General features: G+C 68.7%; 15 protein-coding genes. 10 read left to right on the forward strand and 5 right to left on the reverse strand.

Annotation, left to right across the window (positions count from 1 at the left end; all coding sequences use genetic code 11):
- Positions 1 to 6 precede the first annotated feature (6 nt).
- Both BKA25_RS08730 and ispH read right to left on the reverse strand, forming a co-directional pair.
- Complete coding sequence (locus tag BKA25_RS08730) at positions 7 to 1,815, reverse strand: 1-deoxy-D-xylulose-5-phosphate synthase (RefSeq protein WP_069850707.1); 1,809 nt, start codon at positions 1,813 to 1,815, stop codon at positions 7 to 9.
- A 162-nt stretch (positions 1,816 to 1,977) separates the two neighbouring features.
- On the reverse strand, positions 1,978 to 2,964 hold the full coding sequence (ispH, locus tag BKA25_RS08735; protein WP_069850705.1) for a 4-hydroxy-3-methylbut-2-enyl diphosphate reductase: 987 nt from the start codon (positions 2,962 to 2,964) through the stop codon (positions 1,978 to 1,980).
- Between the two features lie 267 nt (positions 2,965 to 3,231).
- Between ispH and BKA25_RS28340 the strand changes: the two genes are divergently transcribed.
- The 7 genes from BKA25_RS28340 (at position 3,232) to BKA25_RS08770 (ending at position 15,426) form a co-directional block, all read left to right on the forward strand.
- The gene (locus BKA25_RS28340) at positions 3,232 to 4,422 is read left to right on the forward strand and encodes a sensor histidine kinase (protein WP_069853875.1); all 1,191 of its coding nucleotides are present in this window, start codon (positions 3,232 to 3,234) and stop codon (positions 4,420 to 4,422) included.
- Positions 4,415 to 5,080 carry a response regulator gene (locus BKA25_RS08745; protein ID WP_069850703.1) on the forward strand — a complete coding sequence of 222 codons (666 nt, stop codon included), beginning with the start codon at positions 4,415 to 4,417 and terminating at the stop codon, positions 5,078 to 5,080. The genes BKA25_RS28340 and BKA25_RS08745 overlap by 8 nt, the downstream gene beginning before the upstream one ends.
- Before the next feature lie 185 nt (positions 5,081 to 5,265).
- Positions 5,266 to 6,567, forward strand: coding sequence for a serine hydrolase domain-containing protein (locus BKA25_RS08750; protein WP_069850701.1), 1,302 nt, complete (start codon positions 5,266 to 5,268; stop codon positions 6,565 to 6,567).
- Between the two features lie 561 nt (positions 6,568 to 7,128).
- Positions 7,129 to 8,949, forward strand: coding sequence for a flavin-containing monooxygenase (locus BKA25_RS08755; RefSeq protein ID WP_069853874.1), 1,821 nt, complete (start codon positions 7,129 to 7,131; stop codon positions 8,947 to 8,949).
- Positions 8,946 to 10,616 (forward strand): SMP-30/gluconolactonase/LRE family protein, encoded by a 1,671-nt coding sequence (locus BKA25_RS08760; RefSeq protein ID WP_069850700.1) that lies wholly within the window; start codon positions 8,946 to 8,948, stop codon positions 10,614 to 10,616. The genes BKA25_RS08755 and BKA25_RS08760 overlap by 4 nt, the downstream gene beginning before the upstream one ends.
- Before the next feature lie 423 nt (positions 10,617 to 11,039).
- The gene (locus BKA25_RS08765; protein WP_069850698.1) at positions 11,040 to 12,953 is read left to right on the forward strand and encodes a S9 family peptidase; all 1,914 of its coding nucleotides are present in this window, start codon (positions 11,040 to 11,042) and stop codon (positions 12,951 to 12,953) included.
- A 226-nt stretch (positions 12,954 to 13,179) separates the two neighbouring features.
- Positions 13,180 to 15,426: a glycoside hydrolase family 3 protein gene (locus BKA25_RS08770; protein ID WP_069850696.1), complete on the forward strand. Its 2,247-nt coding sequence runs from the start codon at positions 13,180 to 13,182 to the stop codon at positions 15,424 to 15,426.
- Between the two features lie 42 nt (positions 15,427 to 15,468).
- Here BKA25_RS08770 and BKA25_RS28345 read toward each other — a convergent pair whose 3' ends face one another.
- Positions 15,469 to 16,479 carry a LacI family DNA-binding transcriptional regulator gene (locus BKA25_RS28345; RefSeq protein WP_069850694.1) on the reverse strand — a complete coding sequence of 337 codons (1,011 nt, stop codon included), beginning with the start codon at positions 16,477 to 16,479 and terminating at the stop codon, positions 15,469 to 15,471.
- A gap of 196 nt (positions 16,480 to 16,675) precedes the next feature.
- Here BKA25_RS28345 and BKA25_RS08780 point away from each other — a divergent pair, with 196 nt between their 5' ends.
- Positions 16,676 to 16,939, forward strand: coding sequence for a GlsB/YeaQ/YmgE family stress response membrane protein (locus tag BKA25_RS08780; protein WP_069850692.1), 264 nt, complete (start codon positions 16,676 to 16,678; stop codon positions 16,937 to 16,939).
- Here BKA25_RS08780 and BKA25_RS08785 read toward each other — a convergent pair.
- Both BKA25_RS08785 and BKA25_RS08790 read right to left on the reverse strand, forming a co-directional pair.
- Positions 16,936 to 17,889, reverse strand: coding sequence for a hypothetical protein (locus BKA25_RS08785; RefSeq protein WP_157421164.1), 954 nt, complete (start codon positions 17,887 to 17,889; stop codon positions 16,936 to 16,938). The two genes, BKA25_RS08780 and BKA25_RS08785, sit on opposite strands and share 4 nt — an antisense overlap.
- 95 nt (positions 17,890 to 17,984) lie before the next feature.
- Positions 17,985 to 18,371, reverse strand: coding sequence for a hypothetical protein (locus BKA25_RS08790; RefSeq protein ID WP_069853873.1), 387 nt, complete (start codon positions 18,369 to 18,371; stop codon positions 17,985 to 17,987).
- Positions 18,372 to 18,730: 359 nt separating this feature from the next.
- Here BKA25_RS08790 and BKA25_RS08795 point away from each other — a divergent pair, with 359 nt between their 5' ends.
- Together BKA25_RS08795 and BKA25_RS08800 are read left to right on the forward strand one after the other, a co-directional pair.
- Entirely contained in the window at positions 18,731 to 19,267 is a 537-nt protein-coding gene (locus tag BKA25_RS08795; protein WP_069850688.1) for an AbrB family transcriptional regulator, read from the forward strand.
- On the forward strand, positions 19,267 to 19,788 hold the full coding sequence (locus BKA25_RS08800) for an AbrB family transcriptional regulator (RefSeq protein WP_069853872.1): 522 nt from the start codon (positions 19,267 to 19,269) through the stop codon (positions 19,786 to 19,788). The genes BKA25_RS08795 and BKA25_RS08800 overlap by 1 nt, the downstream gene beginning before the upstream one ends.
- The last annotated feature ends 43 nt before the right edge of the window (positions 19,789 to 19,831 follow it).

The raw sequence follows: 19,831 nt of genomic DNA on the forward strand, positions 1-19,831 counted from the left end.
CGGAGGTCACCGCAGTATCCCTTCGAACGGAGTGGTCTGGCCTTCGGTGGAGGCTTCGAGCAGCGCTCTCGCCGTTGCGGCGATGGACTCGGCGGTGAGGCCGTGCTCGGCGAGGATGGCGCCGCGGCTTCCGTGATCGAGGAACTCGCGCGGCAGTCCGAGATTGCGCACCGGGGCGGACACCCGCGCATCCGAACAGGCCTGGGCGACTGCGGAACCGAAGCCGCCGACCCGCATCCCGTCCTCGACGGTGAGTACCACCCGATGCCGGGAGGCCAGGTGGACGAGCGTGGGATTCACCGGCAGCAGCCACCGGGGATCGACCACGGTCACCCCGATGCCGTCCTCGGCGATCGACTCCGCAGCATGTTTCGCCGGACCGGCCAGCACCCCGGTACACACCAGCAGCACGTCCAGCGGCAGCGACCGGCTCCGGTGCAGGATGTCGAGTCCGTCCATCGTGCCGACGGCAGCGATCTCGTCCCCTGCGGCGGCCTTCGGGAATCGCAGCGCGGTCGGGCCGTCGGTGATCGCCACCGCCTCGCTCAGTTGTCTCGCGAGCTGCACGGAGTCGCGCGGTGCCGCGACGCGCATCCCGGGCACCGCACTGAGCAGCGCGAGATCCCACATGCCGTGGTGGCTGGCGCCGTCCGGTCCGGTGACGCCCGCCCGGTCCAGGACGATGGTGACCGGCAGCCGGTGCAGGGCGATGTCCATCAACACCTGGTCGATGGCGCGGTTGAGGAAGGTCGCGTACAGGCAGACCACCGGATGCAGGCCGCCCATGGCCAAGCCCGCCGCGCTGGTCATCGCGTGTTGCTCGGCGATTCCCACGTCCACGATGCGATCGGGGAAGCGTTGCGCGAACGCGTGCAACCCGACGGGACGCAGCATCGCGGCGGTCAGCGCCACCACCTCGGGATGCGTCGCGCCGATCGCGGCCATCTCCTGGCCGAAGACCGCAGTCCAGGTCGGCGCGGATTTCCGGCTCGACCGGCCGGTCTCCGGGTCGATGACGCCGATTCCGTGCATGTGGTCGGCCACATCCTGCTCGGCGTGGGAGTAGCCCCGGCCCTTCTCGGTGACACAGTGGACGACCACGGGCCTGCACAGCCGCACGGCCTGCCGACACGCCTCCTCTACGGCGGCGGTGTCGTGGCCGTCCACCGGACCGAGATAGGCCAGGCCGACGTCCTCGAACAGGTTTCGTCCGGTCGATCCCGGTCGCCGCAGTTCGGCGAGGTGATCGGCGAGGCCGCCCACCGTGGGCTCATAGGAGCGACCGTTGTCGTTGAGCACGATCACCACGGGATGCTCGCCGCGACCGAGGTTGTTCATCGCCTCCCAGGCCAGACCGCCGGTCAGCGCACCGTCACCGATGACGGCGACCACCCGGCTGTCCTCGCCGCGCAACCGGACCGCCCTGGCCAGGCCGTCGGCATAGGACAGCGCGGTCGAGGCATGCGAGTTCTCGACGTGGTCGTGCGGCGACTCGGCCTGGTTCGGATAGCCGGACAACCCGCCCGCCGTGCGCAGCGAGTCGAAGTCGTCGTGCCGCCCGGTGAGGATCTTGTGCACGTAGGACTGATGGCCGGTGTCGAAGACGATGCGGTCGGTCGGCGAGTCGAACACCCGGTGCAGCGCGATGGTCAACTCGACCACGCCCAGATTCGGACCGAGATGCCCACCTGCCCGGCAGACCTTGTCGATGAGGAACTCTCTGATCTCGGTCGCCAGCGTGCCAAGCCGCTCCGGTGGGAGCTCTTTGAGGCGCTGCGGGCTGGTGATATGGCTGAGCAATGTGGTGGTTGTCATGTCTCACGCCGTTCAGATGTAGGGTGCCGCGCGCCGACTACTTCTGCCTGTCCGACTGCTGTCGACCACGGATCTCTCGCGGTCCGATGACATGTCGAGTCCGGGATGGGGCCCGACCGAGACGGTGGGACGTGGTGCGGGTGGGCGGATTCCGCCGTCGGGCTACTGCGCGCGATCCGGCAGATCCCGAACTGCGGCGGGAAGCTCGAAGTGGGTGGTCTCCCGGCTGATCTCGCGTTCCTCCACCGATACCGGTCCCAGTTCCCGCAGCGCACCCACCACCTCGTCGACCAACGCGGGGGGAGCCGAGGCGCCTGCGGTTAACCCGATCGTCGTCACGCCGTCCAACCATTCGGGCTGGATGTCCTTCGACGAGTCGATGAGGTAGGCGGGTGTGCCCTGCCTGCGCGACAACTCGACCAGACGCACCGAGTTCGAGGAGTTCGTGGAGCCGACGACCAGCACCAGCTCCGACTCGTCGACGATCGCGCCGAGGGCGTGCTGGCGGTTGGTGGTGGCGTAGCAGATGTCCTCGGAGGACGGCTCGTGCAACAACGGGAACCGCTGCCGAAGCGCGCCGATGAACTCGGCCGTGTCGTCGACGGCCAGCGTGGTCTGCGTCAGGTAGGAGGCCCGCTCGGGGTCGGGGATCTCGAGGTTCTGCACGTCCTCCAGCGTCTCGACCAGCACGATGGACTCGGGTGCCTCGCCGAGGGTTCCCTCGACCTCCTCGTGACCGCCGTGCCCGATGAGCACCACCGTGTCGCCCCGGGCGGCGAAGCGACGGGCCTTGGCATGCACCTTGGTGACCAACGGGCAGGTGCCGTCGATGACATCGAGTTGTCGACGGGCGGCATCCTCGCGAACCGCGGGGGAGACGCCGTGCGCGGAGAACACCACCGTCGAGCCGTTCGGCACCTCGTCGAGTTCCTCGACGAAGATCACGCCACGTCGGGTGAAGTCCTCCACGACCGAGATGTTGTGCACGATCTGCTTGCGGACGTAGATCGGTCCGGGGTGCGAGCGCAGGGCGCGTTCGACGATCTCGATGGCTCGCTCGACTCCTGCGCAGAAGGATCGGGGACCGGCCAACAGGATGCGACGTGTGCCTGCGGCCTTCGTCTGCTCGTCTGTACTCGTGTCACCCATATCCAGCACCGTAAGGATCAATCGGCGCGGGGCTCAACGCATGGTTCCGATTTCCAGAACAGCCGTGCGATTCGGTGTGGATCTCGCTAGAGTGCGCGAGATATGGGCGGGAATGGTCACCCGCCGCGTCGCCGCCCCGCCGCTCCGCCGACGAGCGAACCGCGACGGCTGCGCTGTTCTCGCTTGGGTCCGAAGCGCGTATTCGGATCAGCCGGTCTAGTCCCAAGGAGTGACGATCGGAGGACTCGGCGGTCCTAGGGTCGAGTGGTGACAGAACAGCTCCGCCGAAGGCGCGAATGGATTGCGGATGCCGGACTCATCGCGCTGACCCTGTTGGCGCCTGCGTTGCTACAGCCGAGCACCGACTCCACGGCGACCGCGTGGCTGTTACTGGCGTGTTTCGAGGCGGTGGCCTTGGCGGCCTTGGTGGTGCGACGTCGGATGCCGATCACCGCCTTCCTCGTGATCGTCGCAGCGCTGGTTGCGACGATCGTGGCAGGCGCGGCAGTGGGAGCGAGGTTGTCACCGCTGGCGTTCCTCTCGCTCGCGGTCGTCCTGTACAACCTGGGCAACCACGGTGCCCGCCCCGCCCGTAACGGAGTGGCGGCCCTGGTCGGCGGCCTGATGGTCGGGATAGGCCTGTGGATCAACTGGATGACGGTGAGCGCAGTCGATTTCCGAGGCGGTCCGGACGTGTTGGCAGTGCTGGCACCGATGCCGTTGGCCTGGGCACTCGGTTTCGGAGCCAGAAGCAGACGTGTGTTGCTCGTCGCGGCCGAACAGCGGGCGGCGGATGCGACCCGCGAGCAACACCTGCGGGCCGAGCAGGCCGCCCAGCAGGAACGGGTCCGCATCGCACGCGAGATGCACGACCTGGTCGCGCATTCGCTCACCCTCCTGATCGTGCACGCCGAGGCGCTGCGTTCTCGGAGCGCCGAGTTGCCGGATTGGGCCAGAACCCAGTCCGACGGGCTTGCCGTGGCCGGCAGGCAGATCAGCGGCGAACTGCACGACCTGTTGCGTATGTTGCGTGATCCCGCCGACGCCGTCCCGCTGCGTCCGATGCCGGATCTCGGTGATCTACCGGCGCTGCTGGATGGCCACCGGGCCGAGGGCGGGACCGTCGAAGCGCGACTCCGGGGCGAGCTGGAGTCGTTGCCACGTCCGACGCAGCTGGCGGGCTACCGCATCGTGCAGGAATCGTTGACCAATGCCCGCCGCCATGCCCCGGGCGCCCCGGTGGTGCTGACGCTGGAGTCGGATGCCGCCGGAATGCTGATCGACGTGGTGAATCGTCCGGCGGTACGAGCAGGCACGCAAGGCGCGGGAGCCGGTCTCGGCCTGATCAGCATGCGCGAGCGGGTCGATGCGCTGGCGGGCGAGCTCGTGGTGGGTCCGACCTCCGACGGCGGATTCCGCATCACCGCCACCCTGCCCTCGGGAGTAGTCGGTGGCTGAGCAGATCACGGTGGTCGTGGTGGACGACGAGCAGCTCGTCCGCATCGGCCTGACCACCATCCTGGACGCCCAAGCCGACCTCGTCGTCGCCGGTACCGCGGCCGACGGCGAAGCGGCCATCGACGTGTGCACCCAACTCAAACCCGACGTCCTGCTCTTGGATATTCGGATGCCCCGTCGAGATGGGCTGTGGGCGCTGACCGAACTGGGCAGGCGCGGGCTGGTCGGCCCCGGGAAGACCCGGGTGCTCATGCTGACCACCTTCGACCTCGACGAGTACGTCGACGAGGCGCTGGCAGCCGGGGCGGCGGGTTTCCTACTCAAGAGCAGTTCCTACGAGGAACTGACCGCCGCTGTCCGAGCCGCCGCACTCGGCCACAGTGCGCTGAGTCCGGTCGTGACCCGCCGCATCATCGAGGGTCACCTCGCCGCCCGGCATCGACCGGACAACGGTGAACTCGCTCGACTGGCCGGACTCACCGCCCGCGAGCGGCTCGTACTGCGGCTCGTCGGCGACGGGTTGAGCAACGCCGAGATCGCCGAGCGGCTCGTGGTCAGTCTCCACACGGTGAAGACCCATGTCAGTCGCATGCTCGCCAAGACCGGTTGCCAGAGCCGAGCCCAGGCGGCGGTGTTGGCCAGGAACACGCTGTCCTGACCGGTAGGAGGCTGACCGTCAGCCGGTCGACAGTGCGAGAGCGCGTCGACCGGTGTCATTCCTCGGAGTGACTCGGCGACGGTCCAAAGCCGTCGAAGGTGCGACGTTCTGGGCGGCCGATCCTGGCTGAATGAGTCTCATGCGGTGAGTTCGCCGTAGCAGGCTCTGATTCCCGGGAGAAACCCATGAATATCCGGTATGCCGGAACGACTCGCTCCACACGACGGGCCACTGCGACCGTCGCAGGGACCTTGACGGTGCTCGCCTTGGTCACGGCCTGCGCAGGCACTGCCGATACGGGCATGCCGTCCGCCACACCGAGCGGTGACGTGGCAGCCCAGCACAGCGGCGCGGCCGATACTCCGACACCGGAATTGGGTGTCCTGCTGGACGAGCTCGTCGACGCGGGCGCACCCGGCGTGGTGGCACTGGTCGACGACGGTGCGGGCGAGCCGATCGAGCTGACCGGACAGGCCGGTTGGGTCGAACAGCGGCTCTCGGTTCAGGATCAGTTCCGCATGGGTTCGAACACCAAGACCATGATCGGCGTGCTCACGTTGCAGCAGGTCGCCGACGGCACGCTCTCCCTGTCGGACACGGTGGAGAAATGGTTGCCCGCCGCTATCCCGAACGGCGACGAGATCACCCTGCGGATGCTGTTGAACCACACCAGCGGACTCGATGATTACGTTCTTCATCCCGAGGTCCTGGGTTTGATCACCGGCAACAGCACGACGCCGTTGCCACCCGCTCGCCTGCTGGAAGCGGCGGTGGAACTTCCCGCCCTGGCCGCTCCGGGCACCGCCTATGCCTACAGCAATGCCAACTACATCGCGCTGGGCATGGTGTTGGAACGGGCGACCGAACAGCAGGTGGCGGATCTTCTCCAGCAGCGGATCCTCGATCCATTGGCATTGACCGACACGTATCTGGCCACCGACGGCGAGTCTCGCGATGGTGACCTACTGGCCGAGGGCTACGAACCCGATGCCGAGCATCTCGCGCCATTGCTGCCGCCGGGTACTCCCGAGGGCGTCGCCTTCGTGGGGGAGCCGCGCGACGATCACGTCGAGGTGTCCTCGATCGATCCGTCCTGGTCCTGGACTGCGGGCGCGGTGGTCTCGACGCCCTCCGACTGGCAGCGGTTCCTCCGTGCGCTGTTGTCCGGTTCGGTCCTGCCGCCCGCGCAGCTGGCCGAGATGAAGGAGACGGTCGTCGAGTTTCCCGGCGAGCCTGCGAGCGCCCGATACGGGTTGGGCCTGGAGCAGTATCAGAGCCCGTGCGGCTCGGTGTGGGGCCACACCGGTGGTATTCCCGGCTATGCCAGTGCGAACTACGTCGACGAGTCGGGTACCCGATCGGTCACCGTGGTCACGACGACGCAGTTCGGTCTGCGTACCGAAGCACTCGGCGCGGCCGAACGGGCGCTGATCGACGGGGCCGTCTGCGCGATGTCGGGCGAGCCGCTGCCCGCCACGGAGGAGTGACCGCGCGGCGTGGCAAGCCTGCGACGTCGATCGATCTGCAGGCCATGGAGCCGGTAGCTGTCCGAGTTTCCGAGTGGGGTGGTCGGGGAGTCTGCTCCGGCAGCCCACTCGATCTCGGCTATGACCGACATCACCGATGAGCCCGACCAGCGACTATTAAGTCAGTCGATTGACTCATTCGATGGCCGGTGCTTAGCTGGAATCATGAGCGGTCGACGGGGCGGCGGTAACGGCGTGCGGCATGCCGATCACGAGGCGGACCACTCGTTATCCGCGTTGGCCAGAGCGGAATCCCTCGTCGTCAGACCCACCGGCGGTCGCTGACCCGGTAGCGCGCGTCGATCGCTGTGCACACCGGAGTTCCCGGTGGATCGACCGTGGAGCAGCCGCAATCCCGGTAGCGCTATGCAGGCCGATTTCGGCGGACAACGACCCGACCGAGCGAACCTCGCCTGCCTGGACACCGCTCGAGCAGTACCGATCTCACCGGATGCCGATCGCTCTTCCGGCCCATGGGCTGCACGGGATCTCTCGATGCAGTCGCACAACAGAGAGGCATGCATGTCGATCCACTCGTCATCTCCCGAACCGCTCGCGGAGCAGCTCGACTTCGACGCGGACGAGTTACGCGCCAGGTATCGCGCCGAGCGAGAGCGGCGGATCCGCCCCGACGGCGCCGCGCAGTACCGCCGCACCGAGGGCGAATTCGGCTACTACGCCGCCGATCCGTACCTGGAAACCACGATCAGCCGGGAACCGCTGACCGACCGCGTCGAGGTGCTGATCGTCGGCGGCGGCTTCGGTGGCCTGCTGACCGGCGCTCGCCTACGGCAGGCCGGGCAGACCGACATCCGGATGGTCGAGGAGGCGGGGGACTTCGGCGGCACCTGGTACTGGAATCGCTATCCGGGTATCCACTGCGACATCGAGTCCTACGTGTACCTGCCGTTGCTGGAGGAGATCGGGTACATCCCCGAGTGGAAGTACTCGCCCGGCGAGGAGATCCGGCAGCACGCGCGCGCCATCGCCCGGCACTTCGAGCTGTACCGCGATGTCTGCTTCCAGACCAGGGTCACCGAACTCCGGTGGGACGACGAGGCCTCGGAGTGGATCGTCCGGACCAACCGCGACGACGTGATGCGGGCCCGGCATGTGGTGGTGTCCAGCGGAACGTTGAGCAAGCCCAAGCTCCCGGGCATCCCCGGCATCGAGGACTTCGCGGGCCACACCTTCCACACCAGCCGGTGGGACTACGGGTACACCGGCGGCAGCGCCGACGGCGGGCTGGATCGGCTCGCCGACAAGCGGGTCGCGCTGATCGGCACCGGTGCCACCGCGATCCAGGTGGTGCCGCATCTGGGTCGCGACGCGGAACAGCTGTACGTCTTCCAGCGCACGCCCTCCACGGTCGACGTGCGTGACAACGGGCGCACCGACCCGGCCTGGGTCGAGTCGCTCACGCCGGGCTGGCAACGCCGTCGGATGGAGAACTTCCTCAACATCGTCCATGGCGGACAGGTCGAGGAGGACCTGGTCGGCGATGCCTGGACCGGTGTCTCCCGGCTGTTGGAGAACCTGATCCCGACCAACGCTGCCTCGGAGCTGTCCGCCGAGGACCGGGAGTACCTGGGCGAGATCGTCGACTTCAAGAAGATGAACGAGATCCGGGCACGGGTCGACTCGGTCGTCGAGGACCCGGCCACGGCCGAGGCGCTCAAGCCCTGGTACCGCTATATGTGCAAGCGTCCCACCTTCAGCGACCACTACCTGGAGACCTTCAACCGATCGAACGTGACCCTGGTGGACACCGCCGATCACGGCGGGGTCCAACGCATCACCGAGAAGACCGTGGTGGTGGGCGAGCAGGAATACGAGGTCGACTGCATCATCTTCGCGACCGGCTTCGAGGTCGGCGTGTCGGGCGTGCTCTCCGGGAGTCTGCCCGTGTACGGCCGTGGCGGTGTCGCGCTCACCGAGGCTTGGGGGCGGGGACCCAAGACGCTGCACGGCTTCTACAGCCATGGTTATCCAAACCTGTTCCACCTGGGCCCGTTGCAGAATGCCGCGTCCTTCAACTTCGTGCACGTCCTGGACGAGCAGGCGACCCACATCGCCGAGGTCGTCGTCGCCGCCCGTGATCGGGGGGCGCGGTACGTCGAGCCCAGCGCCGCCGCCGAGGACGCCTGGGTGATGCAACTGCGGGCCAATGCGCCCGACCAGTACCGATTCCAGGCCGAATGCACCCCCGGCTACTACAACAACGAGGGAATGCCCCGGCCGCACGGCGAGACCTACAGCGAGGGACCCGTGGTGTTCCACCAGACGCTCCGGCGCTGGCGCGACGAGGGCGGGATGGACGACGTACTGGTCGATCCGAGGTGAGCGCCCCGCAGCCCGAGCACCGCAGCAGGTTCGACGGCCCCGGCCGCAGGCCGCCGCGCAGCACCCGTTGGCAGGTGCGCAGGATGACCAGGCCCAACCAGCTGTGGGGCTCGAACGGGGTCGCGTTCGGACCCGACGGCCGCCTGTACGTCGCGCAGTATCTGGGCGGACAGATCAGCGCCGTGGACCTGTCCTCCGGCGACGTCGAGGTCGTGGTGTCGCCCGACGGGCCGGTGCGGTCTCCGGACGATCTGGCCTTCGGATCGGACGGCTCGATGTACATCACCGACTTGGTCCCCGGCCGGGTGTGGCGGCGTACCCCACGGGGCGAGTTCGTGCTGGTCACCGACCAGCTGGCGGTACCCAACGGCATCACCTGTGTCGGCGATCGGCTCTTCGTCAACGAGATGAAGCGCAACGGCAGGCTGGTGGAGCTGTTTCCCGACGGGGGCGAGCCCGTGGTGCTCACCGACGATCTGGTCGTCGGCAACGCGATGCAACTCGGCCCGGACGGCAAGCTCTACTACCCGCACATGTTCACCGACCAGGTGTTCCGGATATCGCCAGAGGGCGGTGCACCCGAGCTGGTCGCCTCGGAGGTGCACGAGCCGGTCGCGGTGCGCTTCGACCGAGGCGGTGTCCTGGTCGTGTTGTCTCGCGGTGTCGAAGGCATCGTCACCAGCATCGACCTGTTCGGCACCGGCGACCGTTCCATCGTCACCAGCGGGATCAAGGGGCTGGACAACGCCGCCTTCGACGCCGAGAACCGGATGTTCGTCTCCAGCTTCGCCAGCGGCGGCATCGCCGAGTTGCATCCCGACGGGCGGACGAGGGAGGTCGTCCCGCAGGGACTCGACGGTCCGTTCGGCGTGGCCGTCGGCGGCGACGGAACGGTGTACGCGGCCGACCACTATCGAGTGGCCAGCCCGGATTCGGCCGAGACCGCCCCGGCGGTGGAGGCCGAGACCGAGCCGCGTGGCGTGCTCACCCGCGAGATGCTGATCTTCGTGCACGGCATCGCCGAGGACGGCGGCCTACTACATGTGACCTCGCAGTTCGGCGACGTGCGCACCTACGATCCCTCGGATCGGTCCGTGCGGGTGCGGGCCAACGGACTGGACGGGCCGATGGGCCTGGCGGTGCGGGCCGACGGAGTGCTCGTCGTCGCCGAAGCCGGGGCGGGCCGCATCCTGGCCATCGATGCCGAGGACACCGTCACCGTCCTGGCGGAGGGCTTGACGCACCCCGTGGACGTCGCACTCGACGAGCGGCAACGCCTCTACGCGAGCGAGGACGGACGCGGTGCCGTCGTTCGGATCGATGACGGCGAGGTCGTCATCATCGCGGAGGGTCTCGGCGCTCCGCAGGGTCTGGCCGTTCGGGGTGACGAGGTGTTCGTGGTGGAGACCGAGCACGGGCGGATCCTGGCGATCGACCTCATCGAAGGTGGACAACGGATCGAAGCCGAGGACCTGCCGGTGTGTCCGCCGCCGACTGCCTCGGCAGGGGAGACGGCGGTCCTCAGCCACGGTATGCCCGGTCTGCCACCCCGTTTCGCCGGTCTGGCGGTGGATCGCGAGGGGACCCTCTACCTGTCGGCCAACGGTGAGGGCAGCGTGTTGCGCTTCGCCGCCTCGCAGGCGATGACCGCCGAAACGGGCGGCTAGCACAGCGAGGACGTGGCCGGCCTCGCCGCTGTTGTGGGTGGCGGCGAGGTCGGCTTTCGGCCGGACACATCGACGATGTCGGGAAGTCTGCGACGGTGATCCTCTGGATGCTCTACGGACCGGTCGGCCTCGTGCACGATGAGGTCGGAGTCGCGTGCAGCAGGAATGAGCCGATCGGCCTCGGAGGTGATCGGTGTCTCCTGTGGCACGCCGATCGGTACGCCGGTTGGCGGAAGCGCTGACGTATTCGATCCCTTCGGCTGATCTCGCCGTTCTGTGGCGAGGTGCGGCGGGGCTCGCTGCGGCAACACCACGACCTTCATCTGCTGTGCCGCACCTCACGGATCGATGGCCTTGCATGCGACGCGACGTCAGGCCTTGCACTCGGAGGTACCCACCCATCGAAATGAGGACCCAGCCATCATGACCGCCCCATCGAAGCTGATCGCCGTCGAGGATTTCTTCGGCCTGCCCACCCGCAGTCGGGCCGTGTTGTCCCCGGATGGCACGAAGGTCGCCTACCTCGCCCCGTGGCGCGGTCGGCTCAACGTCTTCCTCCGTGACGTGGACTCCGACTGGGCCACTCCCGACGATGAGGACGGGGGTGCGCGGCGCATCACCTCCGACGAGCGTCGCAACATCGACACCTTCTTCTGGAGCGTCGACGGCCGTTATCTACTGTTCCATCAGGACACCGACGGCGACGAGAACTGGCACCTGCATCGCGCCGATCCGAGCCGACCCGATGATCCGGCCGTCGACCTGACCCCCTTCGACGGTGTGCGGCTGCTCGGCACCCAACTCTCACCGGATCGGCCCACCACGATCTTCGTGCAGCTCAACAAGCGCCGCCCCGAGATGATCGACCTGTTCGAACTGGACCTGACGACCGGTCGGTTGACCTCGATCGCGGAGAGCCCCGGCGACGTCACCAGCTGGCTGTGCACGCGGAACCGGTTGCTGGCCTTCACCGTGGAGGACAGCGGCGACCAGGCGCTATGGGAGTGGACCACGGATGAACCTCGATTGATCAGCCGGTTCCTCGGTGCCGATTTCATCTTCGGGGTGCTGCCGGTCGCGCCCACCCCCGACGGCGAGGGACTGTGGATCGGCTCCTCGCGCGGCTCGGACCGCACCCGGCTGGTGCGGCTCGACCTGGCGACGGGCGAGCAGATCGGCGTCGACAGCCACCCCGTCTTCGACCTGGACACCCCGCGCCCCGAGGCCGACCCGAGGTTCCCCTCCTCGCTGATCCTGAGCACGGGCACCGGGGAACTGTTCGGCTGCCGATACCTGGGCGCCCGGCAGGAGATCCACCCGCTCCACCCGCATTTCGCCGAGGTGCTGCCCAAACTGGCCGAACTGTCCGACGGCGACCTGGCACACGTCTCCTGCGACACCACGGCACAGCGGTGGGTGGTGGACTTCACCCACGACCGCGACCCCGGCGTCACCTGGTTCTACGACCACGTCACCGGAGAAGCCCGGCTGCTGTTCCGACCGTTCCCGCACCTGGAGCCGGACCAGCTGGCCCCGGTCACGCCGATCAGCATCACGGCCCGCGACGGGCTGACGCTGCCCTGCCACCTCACCCTCCCGATCGGGATCGAACAACGCGACCTGCCGACCGTGGTGCTGGTGCACGGCGGACCGTGGTACCGCGACAGCTGGTGCTACGACCCGGAGGTCCAACTGCTGGCCAATCGGGGCTATGCGGTGTTGCAGGTCAATCTCCGAGGCTCGACCGGGTACGGCAAGGCCCACACCCGGGCCGCGATCGGCCAGTTCGCCGGACGGATGCACGACGACCTGATCGACGCGCTCGACTGGGCGATCGAGCAGGGCTACACCGATCCGAGTCGGACCGCGATCTACGGCTGCTCCTTCGGCGGGTACTCCGCCCTGGTCGGGGCCGCCTTCACCCCGGACCGGTTCGCCGCGGCGATCAGCTACACCGGGATGTCCGACCTCGTCGACCTGGTCAGATCGGTCGTCCCGTTCGCCCGGCGTGGCGTGGCGAACAGCTACCTGCCCTACATGGGCGACCCGGACGATCCGGAGCAGGAGGCCGACATGCTGGCCCGCTCGCCGATCAGCCGGGTCGACGACATCACCGCGCCGGTGCTGCTCGTCCACGGCGCCAACGACGTCCGGGTCCACCGCCGTCACTCCGACCGGGTGGTCGACGCGCTGCGGGCCAGGGGCGCCGAGGTCGAGTATCTGTTGAACGAGAACGAGGGGCACTGGTTCATCAACCCGGACAGCAACATCGAGTTGTACGGCACGCTCGAACGCTTCCTGGCGCGACACCTGGGCGGGCGATCCTCGACCTCGTGACCCGCGGACGCCTCGGAAGCGGGGACACCGTCGAGGACGGCTGATCGGCGCCCGCGCACTCGGCTGCGACTGTACTTGCGCGCGCTAGTTCCGCTGCCTAGCATCGCGGTTACTAGCGCGCGCAAGTCGTGCCGGCGCCGTAAGCCTGCGAGCTCGCCATCCCGCACACTCGCCAGGACACCCACGACGCCGCACCCGATCCGGATCGCGAACGGAAAGGAAGCCGATGACGCCGAGGACCGAGCCCGACCGTCTCACCCTGGAGCAGAAGGCATCGCTGCTGTCGGGACGGGATTTCTGGAGCACCACGGCGATCGAGGAGCACGACATACCGTCGTTGGTGCTCACCGATGGGCCGCACGGCATCCGCAAACAGGCGGGCGCCTCGGATCATCTCGGCATCAACGACTCCGAACCCGCCACCTGCTTTCCGCTCGCGGTGGCCGTCGGGTCCAGTTGGGACCCCGAGGTGGCCGCCCGGCTCGGCGCGGCCGTCGGCCGAGAGGCCATCGCCGAGGGGGTGGCCGTGGTGCTCGGACCGGGCGTGAACATCAAGCGATCGCCGTTGTGCGGCCGCAACTTCGAGTACTACTCGGAGGACCCGCTGCTCAGCGGGGTGCTCGGTGCCGCCCATGTCCGAGCGCTCCAAGCCGAGGGGCCCGGCGCGTCGGTCAAGCACTTCGCGGTCAACAACCAGGAGACCGAGCGGATGCGGATCAGTGCCGAGGTCGACGAGCGCACCCTGCGCGAGATCTACCTGGCCGCGTTCGAACGCATCGTGTGCCAGGCTCGGCCCGCGACCGTCATGAGCTCGTACAACAAGATCAACGGAGTGTCCGCGTCGGAGAACCATTGGCTGCTCACCGAGGTGCTCCGCCAGGAGTGGGGCTACGAGGGCGCCGTGGTCTCCGACTGGGGTGCGGTGGGCGATCGCGTCGCCGCCCTCGCCGCCGGCCTGGATCTCGTCATGCCGGGCGCCGGGCACACCGACGGACAACTGGTCGACGCCGTCCACGACGGCCGACTCTCCGAGGACCGGGTCGACACCGCCGTGCGCCGGGTACTGGCCCTGCGCGAACACCACCACCCGGTCCGGTCCTACGACGTGGCCGAGCACCACGCCCTGGCCCGTGAACTGGCCTCGGACTGCGCGGTCCTGCTCAAGAACGATGACGCCGTGCTGCCCCTCGACGCCGCCTCGGAACTGGCGGTGATCGGCGAGTTCGCCGTCCGACCCAGATTCCAGGGCGCGGGCAGCTCCCATCTCAATCCCACCCGGATCGACGTCCCCCTCGACGCCATTCGCGAGCTAGCCCGCGCGGCGGGTCGGGAGGTCGGCTACGCGGCCGGGTTCGCCATCGACGAGGACGCCGCCACCGACCCGGCCGCCCTGCGCGCCGAGGCCGTGGCCCTGGCCTCGGCGGCGCAGACCGCGATCGTCTTCGCCGGACTCGGTGACCGGGAGGAATCCGAGGGCTTCGACCGCGAGGTCATCGAGCTGCCCGCCGCACAGCGAGACCTGATCCGGGCCGTCGCCGAGGTGGCACCGCGCACCGTCGTGGTGCTGTCCAACGGTGGTGTCGTCTCGCTGGAGGGCTGGCACGACGAGGTGGACGCGATCCTCGAAGGCTGGCTGCTGGGACAGGCCGCCGGGTCCGCGCTGGCCGATGTGCTCTTCGGCGTGGTCGGCCCCTCCGGTCGCCTCGCCGAGACCATCCCACTGCGCCTTGAGGACAACCCCGCCTATCTCAACTTCCCCGGTGAGGCGGGCCGGGTGTCCTACGGCGAGGGCGTCATGGTCGGCTACCGCTACTACGAGACCGTCGGGCGAGCGGTGCGCTATCCCTTCGGCCACGGCCTCGGCTACACGACCTTCGCGACCGATGCGCTGAGCCTCGAATCGACCGGACCCGATACCGCGGTGGCCTCGGTGACCGTGACCAACACCGGCGATCGCGCAGGCAAGCATGTCGTGCAGGTCTACGTCGCCACCGAGGCGGGCGCGGTGCGCAGACCGACCCGGGAACTCCGAGCCTTCACCAAGATCGCCCTCGAACCGGGCGAGACCCGCACCGTCGAGCTGCCGTTGGACCGCCGGTCCTTCGCCTTCTACGACACCGAGACCGCCTGCTGGCGGATCGCCCCCGGCGAGTACCGCGTGCAGGTCTGCCGGGACGCCTCCGAGGTCCTGCGCGAGTCGGTGCTCACTCTCGACGGGGACCCCGTCGACTCCCGGCTCTCCCGCGATTCGGCGGTGGGGGACTGGTTCGCCCACCCCGTGGTCGGTCCGATGCTCCGTTCCGCACTGGCCGGGGACCTGCCCGAGGAACAGGGCCAATCGGTGCTGGGCAGCGCCGACGTGTTGGCGATGATCTCCTCGATGCCGATGCGCCAGTTCCTGGTGTTCACCGGGGCGGCCGTCTCCGACGAGGCGCTGGCGGAGATGATCCGCCGTAGCGAGGCGACGGCCTGATTCGGACCGTCGTCATCGCGGGCGGATGCCGCCCCGGAGCCCTCAGCGGTGGTCGTGCCCCGTCGACTCGCGGGGTACGACCACCAGGTCGAGGTCCGGCGTCGGTGGTGCGGAGTCGGCGGCGCCCGCGTGCCACAACGCCAGCCGGGCCACCCAGCGGCCCGCCGCCGCGCCGTCCAACCGAACACTGGACAGGGACGGCACGAACATCGAGGCCAGCGGGGTGTCATCCGAACCGATGACCGCGAGCTCCTCGGGAATCCGGATGCCTGCCCGCACGGCCGCGCCCGCCACCACCGCCGCGATCTCGTCGTTGTAGGCCACCACTCCCGTGACGCCGGCCTCCCGCCAGGACGTCACCGCGAGCCGGGCGGAGTCGTCGCGGTGATCGACCGTGCGACGGTCGAGTTCGGCGATCCCCAGTTCCCCCGCCGAGGTCGCGGCCATCGAGGCCCGCAGCGCCACCAACTCTGCCAACCGAGGCTCGGCCGAGCCCGCGAACGCCAGTCTGCGATGTCCGAGTCCGTGTAGGTGACGAACCTGCGATTCCGGAGCGGTGCCGATCAGCGCGAACGCGGCGTCGGACTCGGGGTTCCCCGGCTCGGGGAGGATTCTGGTGATCCCGCAGTCCTGCATGGACGCCAACTCGTCGGACGCGAAGGGGCGTATCCCGCAGACCACCTCGGGGTCCAGCAGCTCCCACAACGGGCGGGCCCGATCGGCGGCCCGGCGAGTGTGGGTCACCAACGAATAGCCCGCGTCGGCCAAGACCTGCGCGGCCTCCTCCAGATACCGACGCAGGGCGAAATCCACCGGCCAGTCCGGCAGGACGAACAGGATGATGCCGCTGCGGCCGCCTGCCAGGGCCCGCGCGGCGCGCGATGGGCGATAGCCCAACCGGGCTGCCTCGGCCCGGACCCGCTGTCTGGTCTTCGCCGAGATCGTCTGACCCGGGGTGTCGTTCAGTACGAACCCGACCGTCGTCCGAGAGACGCCGACCGCTCGCGCGACGTCGGCCGCGGTGGCTCGTCGGTTCTTGGAGGTGTCCGGCACGTGGCTCCCTTTTTTCCGTGCGGAACTATAACTCGAACGCGCTGGTCACCAAGGTGATCCGCCTCGGGACATCCCGGTGCCACAGGGAGACGAAGGTCGATTACCTCGGACGGGTCGGCTCGCCGAGATCGTCGGTTCGTGCGCAGAACAGTAGATTGACAAGGGGATATACGGCGCAGAACACCGGGAGGACGACGTGATCGGTTTCATCGTGGCAGGTTTGATCATCGGAGCGTTGGCGCGGTTGATCAAGCCCGGCAAGCAGAACCTCGGCCTTCTCGCCACCCTGGCGCTCGGACTGGTGGGATCGGTCATCGGCGGCACCATCGCCAACCTGCTCGGCACGGGCGACGTCATGGAACTCAACGTCCTGGGCTTCGTGATCGCCGTCATCGCCTCGGTACTGCTCATCGGCATCGCCGAGGGAATCGTCGGGGGCCGCAACAAGAGCACCCGCTAGAGATCGGACCGATGGTTGTCCGACCGGACCCCGCCGAGCGACTCCAGATAGGCGTCGATGGCATTCATCGATACCCGGAACCGCGAGGCGCGTCGGCGTTGCCGCTGATGCTGAATGAGGGCACGGCGGGCCGCCTCGGTCAGCTCGGCCACCGTGTTCTCGTCGGCGGGCTCCGTCGTCTCCGGCCCGTTCCGGATGCTGCGCAATGCCTGTACGGCCGGTAGTTCCGCCGCGGTGACGTCGGTGTCGAAGTAGTAGGTGGTGCGCTCCCGCTGGGTGGATTCCCATGCTCGTCCGGAGATCTCCGCTGTGGACCGGCGGTCCTCTGGCTGCTCGAAGGCGGGGCCGAGTCGGTCCAGGGCGTTGCGGATCTTGTCCTGTGACTCCCGGACCCGGCGCACCGCGTCCGCGCGCGTCGGCCTGCGGAACCGGGAGGTGACCCGTTCCCTGGTGCCGGGGGCCGCGACCGGTCCGGTGGACCGATGTTCGTTCTGCGCCCGCCGATGCAGCATCGCCGACAGCTCTTCCAGCGAACGGAAGCCCTCCATCGGGGGCGTCGAGCGATTCCAGTTGCCCAACCGGGATCGGACGACCCGCTCCATCGGGGTGAGCATCCGATCCTCGTCATCGCGACTCCGCCCGGCACCCCGGTCCCGCCGGTCCTGTTCGGCGAGCCGATCGGCGGCGGCCCCCGCGTTCATCGGATAGGCGCGTTGTTCGGGATTGCGATCCAGCGCGGTCAGAATCGCGCGTGGACACCACAGCGAGTGGTAATAGGGCTGCAGCAACTCGGTGTAGGCGGCGACCAGGACCGGCGACGGCGTGGGCTGGCCGAGCGCGGCCAGGACGGTGCGGGTCGCGGCGTGCTGCGTGCGCTCGTCGCTCCGATGCGGCACCAGGAAGACGTGTCCCAGCAACGATTCCTCGGACGGCGGCGGCACGGCGGTCACCCGAGTCATTATGCCTGCCCAACCCGGCGACGTGGTCCGCTCAGGACACGCGTGCAGAGCGGCGCGCCTGCCTGGCGCGCCGCATCGCGGGCTAGCTATTTGCCGAAGTTGATGCCGCCGTGGATGTCGCGGGCCTGGACGACGTTGCCGCCGACGTTGCCGGAGATCTGGTTGACGACGCCGCCGTGTGATGCGGTGCCCTCGGTGCGGGCCGACGCCCAGAGCGTGCGCAGTCGGTGCTCGAAGTCGGGGTCCGCCTTGGTGGCGCGATCGATCGCCTCGGCGAGCCGCTGCACGCTCTCCTCGTCCTCGGGGTCGGTTGCGGCATCGGTGAACGCGGCCTCCGCCTCCGGATCGGAGCGGAACCGTTCGCCGACGGCCTTGGCGAGTGCGGCCGCCGCGCTACGCACACCGGAAGCGAGCAGGCCTGATGCCTGCCTGGCCACGACGGCGGCGATAGCGATCAGAACCGAATCCACCATGTCACGCGCTCCCCTTCGGATGCCGACCCTGCTCGTCAGTGATCGCCCTGCCACCCAACGTAGCAGCGCGCCGTCGGCGTGGACCGAGATCACCGGGGAACTCGTTGCCCCTGTTGCTTCAGTGTCCACCGAATCTAATGCTCGTGGCGGACGGAGGCACCGGGCGGCCCAGACGTTCGAGTACGCACCGCCGCGCATCGGCGTTGTCGTGTTGGCCACGAATACCCACTACCGGGGCGCACCGCGTGAAAGTCTCACCCGCACTGGGTCGGGCCGGTCGGTAGCCGGCCGACACCCGAGCCGAAGAGCGCCGAGGAGGCCTCGACGCACCCGGACGGACAGAGGGGAGGCCGAGCAGGATGGCCGCCAAGGGCGGATCGTGGGATGGCCGCGCGGCACTACGTCAGTTGATCCCGACCCTGCGCCTACTCCTCGGTGGATCCCTCGGCGCCGCCCTCGCGCTGCTGCTCGGCGTGCCCGCAGGGGGCATCTTCGGTGCGGTGGCGGGCAGCGCCCTGGTGAATGCGCGGTGGACGGGATTCCGACCTGCCCGATGGGTCAACCGGCTGGGACTCCTGCTGCTGGGCTGCGTGGCAGGCGCCCGGCTGGACGCGGGCAGTCTGGCCACGCTGCTCCACCTCGCCCTACCGGTGCTGCTCGGGGTGGTGTTCCTGCTGTTGGTCGACGTCGGCTTGGCGCTGCTGCTGTCCCGACGATTCGGCATGGAGTTGAAGACGGGCCTGCTGGCCTGCGCGCCCGGTGGCTTCAGCGAGATGTCTGCGGTCGCCATCGAGGTCGGCGCCCGCCTGGAGGTTGTTGTCGCGATCCACCTGGTGCGGATCGCCTCGGTGGTGCTGGCAGTGATGCCGCTGCTCGTGTGGTTGGCGGGGCGCTGATGACGGTTCTCGCGCTGCTGTTGGCCGGGGCGTTCGGTGCCCTGCTCGCCAAACTGGGGCGGATTCCGCTCTGGCCGCTCATCGGTGGTATCGCCGGGGCCGGGGCCTTCCATGCGATCACCGGAACCCCGGAGAACCTGCCTCGCGCCATCGAGATCGCCGCGCAGGTCGTCGTCGGCACCGTCGTCGGATCGGCGCTCGGCCCCTCGCTGCTGCGGGTCTTCCGCAGCCTGCTGGTGCCCGGACTGATCGCCGTGGTGACGATCCTCGGCGTCGGGGTCGGTCTCGGTGTGCTGCTGTCGTATTGGGGCGATGTCGACCAGACCGTCGCCGTCTTCGGCATGGTTCCCGGTGGCGTCGGGGAGTTGGTCGCCGCCACTACCAGTCTGGGCGGGGACAGCGCGGTGGTCGCCGGAATGCACCTGATTCGCCTGGTCGTCCTGCTGACCGTCCTGCCGCTGTTGATCCGCTTCCTCGATCGGCGGGCGGGTGGGGAACCGAAGGCCGACGAATCGAGCTGATCACATCGCACCGCCGGCGGACCTCGCCGCGCCCGCGCCGACT

The sequence above is a fragment of the Actinoalloteichus hymeniacidonis genome, assembly GCF_014203365.1.
GTDB classification, from domain to species: Bacteria; Actinomycetota; Actinomycetes; order Mycobacteriales; family Pseudonocardiaceae; genus Actinoalloteichus_A; species Actinoalloteichus_A hymeniacidonis.